General features: G+C 42.4%; 5 protein-coding genes and 1 pseudogene. 4 read left to right on the forward strand and 2 right to left on the reverse strand.

What is annotated here, in order from left to right; genetic code table 11:
* Positions 1-4: 4 nt before the first annotated feature.
* Together I2I13_RS03105 and I2I13_RS03110 are read right to left on the reverse strand one after the other, a co-directional pair.
* Positions 5-4042 (reverse strand): two-component regulator propeller domain-containing protein, encoded by a 4038-nt coding sequence (locus I2I13_RS03105; RefSeq protein WP_148367770.1) that lies wholly within the window; start codon positions 4040-4042, stop codon positions 5-7.
* A gap of 37 nt (positions 4043-4079) precedes the next feature.
* Positions 4080-5978, reverse strand: a complete 1899-nt coding sequence (locus I2I13_RS03110) for a hypothetical protein (protein WP_195648734.1) — start codon at positions 5976-5978, stop codon at positions 4080-4082.
* 239 nt (positions 5979-6217) lie between these two features.
* Here I2I13_RS03110 and I2I13_RS03115 point away from each other — a divergent pair, with 239 nt between their 5' ends.
* From I2I13_RS03115 to I2I13_RS03125, 4 genes and pseudogenes are all read left to right on the forward strand, one after another.
* Positions 6218-8179, forward strand: a complete 1962-nt coding sequence (locus I2I13_RS03115) for a sulfatase (RefSeq protein ID WP_195648735.1) — start codon at positions 6218-6220, stop codon at positions 8177-8179.
* A gap of 201 nt (positions 8180-8380) precedes the next feature.
* Positions 8381-8506 (forward strand): annotated as a pseudogene (locus I2I13_RS24405) (ISAs1 family transposase); the annotation flags it as partial.
* A gap of 219 nt (positions 8507-8725) precedes the next feature.
* The gene (locus I2I13_RS03120) at positions 8726-10375 is read left to right on the forward strand and encodes a DUF6377 domain-containing protein (protein WP_148367767.1); all 1650 of its coding nucleotides are present in this window, start codon (positions 8726-8728) and stop codon (positions 10373-10375) included.
* Positions 10376-10586: 211 nt separating this feature from the next.
* Positions 10587-13586, forward strand: a complete 3000-nt coding sequence (locus I2I13_RS03125) for a TonB-dependent receptor (protein WP_148367766.1) — start codon at positions 10587-10589, stop codon at positions 13584-13586.
* Positions 13587-13605 lie beyond the last annotated feature (19 nt).

Raw genomic sequence — 13605 nt, forward strand, 5'->3', positions numbered from 1 at the left:
AATATCATTTCTTTACATACTCTGTCGGCAAGCATCCGATATATTTTTTGAAGCGTGCTGCAAAATAAGAAGGTGTATTATACCCTACCATAAAGCTGATTTCGGAAACAGTATATTTTCCTTCTTTCAATAATTGGCATGCATGGTTGAACCGTATCTTGTGAATAAAATCAATGGCAGATTTTCCTGTTATCGCTTTTAATTTGAGATGAAGATTTGAACGGCTCATATTCATTTCACGTGCAAACTGTTCCGTAGAGAATTCTACATTATCCATGTTCTTCTCAATGACAGCAATGGCCTTTCGCAACAGTTCCTCGTCCATTGTATTATTCGCAAGTTTTTCCGGTTCAATTTCCATCATCTTGGAATACCGCTCGAAAATGCGGTAACGTGTGCGTAGCATATTCAGTATCTTAACCTTCAACACTTCCATAGAGAATGGTTTGGCGATATAATCGTCAGCTCCTACCTGCAAGCCTTCCAACTGGTACTTGACATCCACTTTGGCTGATAACATATAAACCGGAATATGGCAGGTACGTAAATTCTGTTTCACTAACTTGCATAATTTCACACCGTCCATTACAGGCATCATGACATCTGTAATAATCAAATCGACTTCCTGGTCTTTCAATATATACAATGCCTTTTGTCCGTTCTCCGCTTCCAAGAGATTGAAGAAAGCAGACAGACTGTTTACTATGTATTGTCTCAGCTCCCTATTATCTTCTACCACTAGGATGGTGCCGCGTTTACCGCCTTCATCATCTGTATTTTCTTCCTTTTCCAACTTCTCATCATCACTAATATAGATGTCATTTGCATTGGTGGAATATACACGTTGATCTCCTGCGTCCCCACTTCTGCCAGACAGTTCCTCCCGGGTATATACAGATTTATCCTGCGGCAGATAAATTGTAAAAATGGACCCTTTGCCTACTTCACTCTGAAGAACAATCCGCCCATGATGCAGTTCAACCAAGCGCTGAATTAAAGAAAGTCCGATACCGCTTCCTTCACAACCATTCTCCACCTGATAGAAACGTTCAAAAATCTTCTCCTGTTTCTCGAGCGGAATGCCAATACCAGTATCGGCTACTTGTAATACAAGGTTGTTATCTTCCTTATAGAGTTTCACGGTTATGCTTCCGCCGACTTTGGTGTATTTAAAGGCATTCGAAAGCAAGTTATTTGCAATCAGATCCAAATAGTTTTCGTCGAAAAGCACATTTTCAACTTGTAGTTCTGTATAGAAATTATAGTCTATATCTTTTCTTTTAGACAGACTTTCATAATTCATAAAGCAGTTTAGTACCCGTTTAGAAGCATTGGAGTACACAGCTCTGAGTTCAAAGATTCCTAATTCTGCACGTCTGAAATCCATCAATTGATTAACCAAGTGCAGTAGACGGTTGGCGTTCCGCTGGACATAGGACAATAGCTCATGTTCCCAATGCCCGTTGATATGGTTGAGTAATTCCTGTAATGGCGCAACAATCAAGGTCAACGGGGTTCGTAATTCATGTGAGATATTTACATAAAAACGGATTTTCATTTGGTTGATTTCTTCCCGTTTTTCCTTATCGAGTCTTTCCATGCGTATTTCAGCTTGCATATTTTTGCGCAACCAAAAGAACCGTACACTACCGAATACCAGCAAGGCAAACGACAGAATAAATAAAGTAAGTGCCCACCAAGTACAATACCAAACCGGCAGTATGCGGATGTGAAGCATAGTGGGATCCTCATTCCATTTTCCATCATTGTTCGCCGCTTTTATGCAGAAAGTATAGTCTCCTGCCGGTAAATTGGAGTAAGAAACAAGACTGATATCATTTTGCTTATACCATACATCATTATACCCTTCTAATTTATAAGCAAAAGTATTATGCTTACCTGCTATATAATTGGAGACGACAAACGAAATGGAAAATGAATTCTGGGATGACGACAAAGTTATATGGTCAACGTACGCAATGTTCTTTTTCAAAATACCGGTTTCATCATCCGGCAGTACCTCCTTATTATAGACAAATAATTTATTGATTACGGGTTTAGGGGTATAAGGATTATCGATCAATGTTTCAGGACGGAATAAAGTAATGCCGTTGACTCCTCCAAACAGCATATAACCATCGTCTTTTCTGCAGTAAGCTCCTGCATTAAACTGATTACCTTGTAATCCGTCCATAATCGTAAAATTACGGAATTTTCCACTTTCCAGATTCAAGCAACTCAATCCCTGATTCGTACTTATCCATAAACGACCGTAGGCATCTTCCAGGATACCGTAAATAACATTGCTCGGCAAACCGTTTGCTGTTGTATATTGCAAAAATTGCTTGTCACCCTCTTTCAAAGCAAATAAACCGTTGCGGGTTCCAATCCATATATATTGGGAAGAAGATTCGTAGAAACAATTCACAAATGCCTGCTTCAGTATAGAAACTATTTGAAAATCTGTATTAATGAGTAAGGAGGTACCTATCTGATTAAAAACCGAGACTCCCATTTTTCCTCCGGCCCATATACGTTTCTTGGAATCCCGAAACAACAAACGGTTATCTTGCTGCAATTTATGCCCGTTCCTATCTTTATCAACAATCGTGAAGCTGTGTTTAACCATATCAAAGTGGAATAAACACTCCAATGATGCCACCCAAAGTCCCTCGTGTCCATCAGAGATTATAGAATAAATATTATTACTCGGCAAATTGCTGTTCTGGCTATTATAATATTCCACATGACCGGATTTCCGGTGCAAGGCCATCATTCCTCCGGCATGTGCTCCTACATAGACCTTATCTTGCGCCTCATCCACATATACTGTTTTAATATCTTTAAAAGGTGCACTCACATTACCCAAATTAAATAAATAATTCTTATATTGTTGCGAAATATTATCATAGAAATTCAACCCGCCATTACTCGTACCGATCCACAAGTTATGCATATTATCCTCAACAATACAACTGACTACATTATCACTAAGTGAATTTAAGAACGGAACATGCTTGATACGTTGAAAGCGGTTACACAAAGGATGATAGTAATTCAATCCTCCCCAGTATGTACCCAACCACATACCGCCTTGCGAATCTCTGAAAATGCTTCGGACTGAATTCTGTGACAAACTTCCTTCCTGAATCTCCGAACTTTTTATAGACGAAAAGTTATCTGTACCTTCCTTGTAGATATTCAATCCTCCATAAGTTCCCACCCATAAACGATTCTCCGTGTCCAATGCCAAAGAACGCACATAGTTTGAGTTTAATCCGGATTTACCATCTGCATGACGGTAATTTTTCCATTCTTTTGATTTCACGTCATATAAATAAAGCCCATCTCCCTCTGTTGCCAACCATATTTTATTAAACATCTGGCACAATATAGCATGTATTTTCACACCGGCAGGTATATTCACCAGCTTCTCCAGAACACCGCTTGATAGAGTATAAATATACGCGCCATCTTCGGCACCTATATAAATGCAATCGTCCTGGCGTACCAAGGCAGTAGGTTGCAATCTATGCAAGGAAGAAGACAATGTATCATTCAGGAAACATTCCTTCTTTACATCAAAAAGCAAGATACCTTCGGCAGTTCCCAATATCAACCAGTCTTTTTTAATTGATACAATATTGGTTACAGCTACATTCAAGCCATTCTTTTTATAATAATAATTGGAGAAAGCATTCTTTTGATGGTTGTAGAGAGATAATCCCTCACGAGTACCAACCCATATCCGGTCTGAATCATCTACTGCAATGCAGTGGGAGATGTCACTGGCAATGCTACTGGAATTTGTATATTGATGACGATATACAGTAAAATTATAACCATCATATTTATTTACACCATCATACGTAGCAAACCATAAATTTCCTTCTTTATCCTGATTAATAGCAAAAACTGTACTGTGTGACAAGCCCTCTTTCAGACCAATATGGGAGAAATAAATATCTTCGGTTACACCGGCATTCAGCACACAGGGAAACAATCCTCCTAAAAGTACTAACAAAAATTGCAGTGTTTTCATAGTTCTAATCCATTATGAAGCAAATAGATGAAATATATTAGCAAAAATAGATATTTATCTGTATTTTCTTATCAGTGCCTTTCGGTATTATTTGCAAAGGTATAAAAGAAAATCCGGGAACCGGATTGAAGATTCGTCCATCTCCATCGGTCGGTGCCACTTGTATATTTCCAGATTCGCAGGTGATATGCAATACACCTTTGTTCTTCTTTATACAAACTTCACGGGCAGTTATTTCCACCTTTTCTTCAGGCGATGCGATAACCGGCAGCATAAGATAAGCCGATTCATTGCAATGCTCCACACTTATGCTGACTCCTTGTTCCGAGAACGCATAACCCATCACTACAGATACTGCTCCTTGTTTCGGAGACTGTTGATTAATATCAACCAAATGAGTCTGTACATCAAACCGGCAGATTTTGTTTCCGGTAAAACAAGTGATGTCCGTGGCCAAATCATCCAGATTACTATATGCAACCCCATCTTGAATTAATTCAACTCGGGGAGTACCTCCCATCAGATATTTACGGGTATTGCTCTGCATATTAGGAGCTTCAATCAGTTTATATTGATTCATAGTTGCAGCAAAAACAGGCCCTGCTTGCGCATGCCACAGCAAAGAGAGGGCACCTCCCATAGGATGAGTCCCTTTTACCTTATATTCAGCATCATATCCGGTAAATGTGGCACGCCAAGCTCCTTGGGACAGAAGCCAAGTACGAATATCTTTAAAATACTTCATGCCATAAACAGCATCCCGGGGAAGGCTACCCGAGGAATTTATCTTCACAGGAGGCAGTTCCAAGAAAGATGCTAATGCTTTGGCGTGTCCAAATGTATGATGAATACAGGGAGGAATACCGGATGCGAGATAATGCATTCCTCCATAAAGAAGACCGCCATGAGTCGCCTCATCCAGCAAACGGATATTGCGGTGAATGGCCTCCAAATATTCCGGATGACGGGCAGCCATCAGATAATAGCCTCCCATAAATCCGTCACTGGTACGTCCACCCCAGTATGTCCACTTAAAACTGCGTGTGCCCCAACTGTTATCCCAAGCACCGTCGGGCAACATAAATTCCAGATGGGTATTCATGGAACGTTCTACGAGTGACAATAATTCCGTATCATTCGCCATCACTGCATAATATGCCATATTGGGCAGGGATTCTTCTATATTATAAAGTAAATCGACCGGACGACAGCCGTTGCTAGTTTCAGAACTGATATTCGGTCCTTCACCATATAGGAAGCAATTATTTCCCGTGAAATAGCTTTTCAGTCCGGCAGCTATCTCTCGGGCTTCCATCTTGAAATCAGGGCGGTTACACAGTTCACCGATAGCGTACAAGGCATAGGTTGCAGAAGCTGAATAATTGACGTTCATATTCCGCATACCTTTCCGCTTGCGGCTATAAATAAAAGGATTGTCCATTATAAACTCACCGGCATTCAATAATTGTTGCTTCCAATGGTTACGGGTCGAGTCATCCAGTAAGTGCCCATGATAATGTAAGGCCTCGTAGAGGGCAATAGACGCAAATACCGTAGTACCGTTCCAGTCCGAAATATGTACATCATTCATCCATGAACCATCTGGACGGTGCACATTCTCCATCCACGCCATTAGGCGCTTGGCTCCGAGCAGATATTTGTGGTTGCCAGTCTTTTCCGCCAGATACATTAAAGGAAGTACGGCATCTCCTATTCGCCCGTGCATGCGGGCACATGCAGGGCACAAGACGCCTCCGTCAAGTGCGGAATCAGGATGGATGCACTGATAGGTCAAAAAGGTGTCCATCCATTTCGTCAACAGCTTATCTGCTTCACAGCGTAGTGAATTATCAAAAGAATTTCCATTCACATTTCGTGCTTGTCCTGACAAAAATGATACATAAAATAGTATCATTATAAAAAACATGTTTCTCATATCTTTTGCGTTAGATTTCAATATTTAAAATTAAAATTTTATCCTCGGTCTCTTATCTTTTTTTATCCAATATCATATGAATAGATGTTTAAGCGTCTTGCAATATTGTTGAATCGATATTAATTTTGTTGAAAAATTATTTGCCGAGACAATATTAACACACTTTTGAACATAAGAAAATCTCCGTTAGACACAAACGGGCTATTTTAGCAGAAAGAAACAAATATACTTAACATTTTATGAGACACTTACCTTTATTAATGTGTACCGCCTTCTACGGATTGTATTCCGCACCTACAGAGGCAGCAGACAAAAAAAACGAGAGGCCAAATATTCTTTGGCTCACCTTTGAAGATACCAGTGCATACGAATTCGGTTGCTATGGCAACAAAGGGGTACATACCCCCAATGCGGATAGTCTTGCTTCCCGCGGCATACAGTTCATGAACGCATGGTCTGTAGCTCCCCAAAGTTCGGCGGCCCGTTCTTCACTTATCACCGGATGCTACTCGAGTACCTACGGAATGGATATCCATCCCGTACCCTATGATACACCCGCCGACATCTTCTTTCCCCAGAAATTGCGTGAAGCCGGATATTATTGTACGAACAACAGCAAGACACATTATAATTCCACCACCGACAATAAAATATGTTGGGACGAGTGCAACAACAAGGCTTCCTACAACAGTTCAAAACGGGGAAAAGATCAACCTTTCTTCGCCGTGTTCAATACGGTAACTTCACATATGGGACGCATTCGTACTTTCCACACCGACGGACGAAGAGACTACACGCAGGAAGGTATCTACCCGACATTACTTTCATTGCCCTCCTATGTTCCCGATTTGCCGGAAGTACGTTCCGATTATGCCGGTCATCTGGAAGCAGTACAAGACGTAGATATTTGGCTGGGCCTCTTCCTGAAAGATTTGAAAGAAAGAGGATTGGATGAAAATACGATTATCTTCTTCTTCAGTGATCATGGCGGTTGCGTACCCCGTGGTAAAGGATATTTGTACGAAAGCGGTCTAAGAGTACCTTTGATAGCCTACTTTCCACCCAAATGGCAACATCTGGCGAATCAGGCTCCAGGCAAAGAGTACAGTTTGGTCAACTTCACGGATTTGGGACCTACTGTACTTAGTCTTGCAGGGATAAAGCCACCCAAACAGATGCAGGGCAAAGCACTTTACGGCAAGTTTGCAAATAAAGAAAAACGTGAAATGCAATTTGCGTTGGCAGCCAACCAGCTACATCATTTCATGCCGGTACGTGCCGTTACTGACGGACGATTCAAGTACATCCGCAGCTATATCCCCTACCGTCAGTTTGCCTTACGCAATTATTACCAATGGGGGATGCCATCCAATAAAGCCTGGGACAAGCTGGTGTTGGGAGGACACAATACCAACCCCGATTGGGGGCAGGCTTTTGAAGCCCATCCGGCAGAAATGTTGTTTGATCTTGAAAAAGACGCGGGTGAATTACATGATTTGTCCGATGTGCCCGAATATGCAGCAATTCTCACTAAAATGCGCCAAGCACTGTCTGACCATATCCGCACTACCTGTGACTTGGGATTTTTCCTTCCTACCTCACGTATCGGACATATACTTTATGATAAAGTACGGAAAGAGAAATATCCGTTGGATGACTTGTATGTCCTTGTCGAGACAGCTGGAACGGCAACTACCGCTTCCCTTCCTTTATTGGAGAAAGCAATAGCAAGCTCTCTGCCGGAAATGCGGTTCTGGGGAGTAGTGGGATATGCCAAACTTGCTAGAGAAAAACAAATTGGGACTTGTCCGGAAACCTTATTGGCGCTCCTCCAAGATGACAATCCTTACATCGCTTCTGAGGCTGCCTATGCCGTTGCCTATCTGGGCAAAGCCGAAGAAGGTGTTTCACGCCTGATTACTCCCGTTTTGGAAAAAGACAGAAAAATAGCTTATTCATCACTGGAATGCCTGTCATTAGATCCTAACATGCGCGATTGTATCCGTCCTTTCCTGCCGGATCTAAAAGAAGCTGCGGAAACCTTGCCACGCCTTGAAAACGAAGATGCCGGTCTCATGGCACGGGGGATCCTCGTAAACTTGGGTGAAATGGATATCAACAACCTTCATGGTCCCGAAGCTTATCAAAGAGGTCTGAAGTTAAATTACGGTCGCAGGCCAATAGTGCCGCTACCTAACTAAAAGAATAAATTTATATGTAATGTAATCGAGATAGTAATTTTATTGATTTTCGTATGTACTTTGCCATGTCTGAAGTTACATCTTCGGACATGGCAAAGTACATATGCCACACGCATTGATATGGGAATGGCTACCCTTACAATGGAATGCAGGTATTTTTTTTAGGCAATGAATAGAGGATAAGACTGCCTATATGCCTAAGATAATTGCGAAGCACTCCAGGATATAATAGAGTTTAATCTTAGTGAGGATACGAGATGCTATTTATATCACACAAAAAGATACTTTGGGGAAAACAAGGGCATGGAAGAAGTGAATAATAGAGAATAAAAATTTTCAATACTTTCTCTAGTAAGGAGTGACCGGAATAAAAGAATTAACAATGACTGCATATTGATTATTATAAATACAATTATTGTGTTTATAATAAATCTGTTTTGCCCTCTCTTTAAAAAAGATTGTTTTTTCTACCTGCAATAATCTTCTCCTGAAAGCCGGAAGTTTCTGAAAGACTTTTATCTTTGCAGATATAATACATACGGCACTATGAAAAAAGTTATTCTGATTTTTGTGACAATCGTCCTTTCTGGTCTGCTTTATGCAAAAGATAATAAGAGTACCGATGCGTTGCTTCGTGAGATTGATGGTATCATTAAAAACCGCCAGACTTATGGAGCGGAAAAGGAGGCACGAATTGCTGACTTGAAGAAATTGTTGGTTGAGGCTGCTTCCGATGAGCAGCGATATGGTTTTTGCGGACGTCTTTTCGATGAATACCGGGCTTATAATCTGGATTCGTCTTTTGTCTATGCCCAACGGAAAGAGGAACTGGCACATCGTTTAAATAAACTGGACTACTTGGATGATTCTGCCATGAATATGGCGGAAGTGATGGGAACTACCGGAATGTATAAAGAAGCCCTTGAGTTATTGGGGAAAATTGATAAGAAAACACTGCCCGACTATCTATATGGCTATTATTATCATCTGTACCGCACTATTTATGGATTGATGGGTGATTATGCCGTTACGGAGAAAGCCAAGAAAGAATATTACCGGATGACGGATTTATACCGGGATTCCCTGTTACAGATCAATGCTTCCGACTCTCTGGGGCACGCATTGGTGATGGCAGATAAGTGCATCGTTCATGCCCGATACGATGAAGCGATTGATATGCTGATGGAATATTACAGTAAACCGTCTTTAGATGATCATGCACAGGCAATGATTACTTATACCATTTCCGAAGGCTATCGGTTGAAAGGAGATAAGCAGGGGCAAAAACATTACCTGGCTCTTTCGGCCATTGCCGATTTGAAATCAGCGGTAAAAGAATATGTGTCTTTGCGCAAACTCGCTTCTCTTGTTTATGAAGAAGGAGACATCGACCGTGCCTACAACTATCTGAAATGTTCCCTGGAGGATGCCACCCTTTGCAATGCCCGTCTTCGTACCCTGGAAATCTCACAGGTTTTTCCTATCATCGACCAGGCCTATCAATTAAAAACCAAACGTCAGCAGCAGGAGATGAAAGTCTCATTGATTTGTATCAGTTTGCTTTCCGTATTTTTGTTAGTCGCCATTTTCTTCGTTTACAAGCAGATGAAAAAGGTTGCTGCCGCACGTCGCGAAGTGATCGACACTAATACGCTCCTGCAAGAACTGAACGAAGAACTTCACGATTCCAATTCGCAACTGAAAGAAATGAATCATACGCTTTCGGAAGCCAACTATATCAAGGAGGAATATATCGGGAGATATATGGACCAATGCTCCACTTATCTCGACAAGATGGATTTATACCGCCGTTCCCTGAATAAGATTGCTGCTGCCGGAAGGGTGGAAGAACTATATAAGGCTATTAAATCTTCGCAATTTCTTGATGAAGAACTGAAAGAGTTTTATGCGAACTTCGATGTGACTTTCCTGCAACTCTTCCCCAGTTTTGTGGAGGATTTTAATGCCCTGCTTACCGAACCGATGCAACCCAAACCGGGAGAACTGCTGAATACCGAACTTCGTATCTTCGCTCTCATCCGCCTTGGAATTACGGACAGTACTAAGATAGCGCAATTCCTTCGTTACTCCGTCACTACCATTTATAATTACCGGACTCGTGTCCGTAACAAAGCTGTGGGAGAAAGAGATGAATTTGAGGCTAAAGTAATGCAAATAGGGAAGGTGGAAGAATAAGAAAACCACTACTTTTTTAGCCCGACTTCTATTTTGTAACATTCTTATATTTAGTGGTTTATACTGTGGGATACTGTATAAATCACTATATTTTTGCTATCTGCTTTAAGAAGCAGTATGAAATGTGGATACTTTTGTTTCACGGTCATTCCAGCAATGACACAGAGAGTAAAACAAAAGTAACCCTAATATTAACTTTAAATTAATGTACATGAAACAGAGTATGAAGTCGAAAGGCTTTGAACGCCGCCTCTTATTAATAATGTGGGGCTTGTTCCTATCTCTTAGTGCATTCGCACAACAGATTTCAATAAAAGGACATGTCGTAGATGCCACGGGCGAACCGGTGATCGGTGCCAGTGTGGTAGAAAAAGGTACAACGAATGGTACAATTACCGATGTAGACGGTAATTTCTCATTAAGCGTTCCGACTAACAGCACGCTGACTATCTCTTTTGTCGGCTATAAAATGCAGACAGTTCCGGTGAACGGGAAAAACGCTTTGAAAGTAACCTTGCAGGAAGATACGGAAGTATTGGACGAAGTTGTAGTAGTGGGTTACGGAACGATGAAAAAGAGCGATCTGACCGGAGCGGTATCTTCTGTCGGAGTGAAGGACATTAAAGACTCTCCGGTGGCCAATATCGGTCAGGCAATGCAGGGAAAGGTGTCCGGTGTGCAGATTATCGATGCCGGTAAGCCGGGTGATAATGTCACCATTAAAATCCGTGGCTTGGGAACAATCAACAATAGTAACCCGCTGATTGTCATTGACGGAATACCTACCGACTTGGGATTGTCTTCCTTGAATATGGCCGATGTAGAGCGGGTGGACGTATTGAAAGATGCTTCGGCAACAGCTATTTATGGTTCGCGTGGTGCGAACGGTGTGGTGATGATTACCAGCAAACGGGGTGCCGAGGGTGCCGGAAAGGTGACGGTAAACGCTAATTGGGCGATTCAGAATGCCACTAAAGTGCCCGATATGCTGAATGCTGCGCAATATGCCGCTTTGAGCAATGATATGCTGTCTAATAATGATGATAATACAAACCCTTATTGGGCAGACCCTTCTTTATTGGGAACAGGAACGAACTGGCTGGATGAAATGCTGCGCACGGGAGTGAAGCAAAGCTATTCGGTTAGCTATTCCGGTGGTACGGAAAAAGCACATTACTATGTGTCCGGTGGTTTCCTTGACCAGTCCGGTATTGTGGAAAGCGTTAATTACCGTCGTTTCAACTTTCAGGCAAATAGCGATGCCCAAGTTAATAAATGGCTGAAATTCACTACCAACCTGACATTCAGTACGGACGTGAAAGAAGGAGGAACTTATAGCATCGGTGATGCAATGAAAGCACTCCCCACCCAACCGGTGAAGAATGAGGACGGCAGTTGGAGCGGTCCCGGACAGGAGGCGCAATGGTACGGAAGCATCCGTAACCCGATCGGTACACTGCACATGATGACCAATGAAACAAAAGGATATAACTTCCTGGCAAATATCACCGGAGAGATCACCTTTACCAAATGGCTGAAGTTGAAAAGTACATTCGGTTATGACGCCAAATTCTGGTTTGTCGACAACTTTACTCCGGCTTACAACTGGAAACCGAATCCGGTAGAAGAATCTTCCCGCTATAAGAGCGATAACAAAGCATTTACCTATTTGTGGGATAATTATTTTGTATTCGACCACACTTTTGCGCAGAAACATCGGGTAGGGGTGATGGCAGGTTCTTCCGCCCAGTGGAATAACTACGATTACCTGAATGCTCAAAAGAATATCTTCATGTTTGATAATATCCACGAAATGGACAACGGCGAGAAGATGTACAGTCTTGGCGGTAGCCAGAGTGACTGGGCACTGCTCTCTCTGATGGCACGTCTCAACTATTCTTACGAAGATAAATACCTGCTTACAGCTACTGTGCGTCGTGACGGCTCTTCCCGTTTTGGTAAAAACAACCGTTGGGGAACATTCCCTTCCGTTTCGCTGGCATGGCGTATCTCCCAGGAGAACTGGTTTCCGAAAGACAACTTCCCGGTGAATGACCTCAAACTGCGTATCGGATACGGTGTGACCGGTAATCAGGAAATCGGTAACTATGGTTTTGTTGCTTCCTATAACACAGGAGTCTATCCTTTCGGCAACAACAACTCCACCGCTCTGGTATCTACTACTCTCTCCAATCCGAATATTCATTGGGAAGAAGTGCGCCAGACCAACTTTGGTGTAGACATGAGCCTGTTCAATTCACGCGTCAACCTTTCGCTGGACGCTTATATCAAGAAGACAGCAGATATGTTGGTGAAGGCTTCCATTCCTATCACTTCCGGTTTTGAAGATACTACCGAAACTTTCACCAATGCCGGCAAGATGCGCAACAAAGGGGTGGAAATGACCTTGCGTACTATTAATTTGAAAGGGCTTTTCTCTTGGGAGTCTGCCTTAACAGCCACTTATAACAAGAACGAAATTCAGGACTTGAACAGCGAAACTCCGATGTTTATCAACCAGATGGGGAACTCATACGTGACTATGCTTAGAGCCGGTTATCCGATTAACGTATTCTACGGATACGTAACCGACGGACTTTTCCAGAACTGGGATGAAGTGAACCGCCATGCTACCCAACCGGGCGCTGCTCCGGGTGATATCCGTTTCCGGGACTTGAATAACGATGGAGTTATTAACGATGAAGACCGTACCGTTATCGGCAACCCGAACCCGAACTGGTTCTTCTCTCTAAGCAATAATTTCTCTTATAAGGGATGGGAACTTTCCGTGTTCCTGCAAGGCGTATCGGGAAACAAGATTTATAATGCCAACAATGTAGACAACGAAGGAATGGCAGCCGCTTACAACCAGACCACAGCCGTACTGAACCGCTGGACGGGAGAAGGAACAAGCAACTCCATGCCGCGTGCTATCTGGGGAGACCCGAATCAGAACTGCCGTGTATCCGACCGATTTGTGGAAAACGGTTCCTACCTCCGTCTGAAAAACATTACGCTTTCGTATACACTGCCTAAAAAGTGGATGCAAAAGATTCAACTGGAAAATGCCCGCATCTCTTTCTCTTGCGAGAATGTGGCGACTATCACCGGATATTCCGGCTTTGACCCGGAGGTTGACGTTAATGGTATCGACAGTAGCCGCTACCCTATCTCACGTACGTTCAGCATGGGTTTGAACTTTAACTTTTAAATCAGGAGGAAGAATATGA

It is taken from the genome of Bacteroides sp. D55t1_190419_B8 (assembly GCF_015558905.1).
In the GTDB taxonomy this organism is placed as follows: domain Bacteria; phylum Bacteroidota; class Bacteroidia; order Bacteroidales; family Bacteroidaceae; genus Bacteroides; species Bacteroides vicugnae.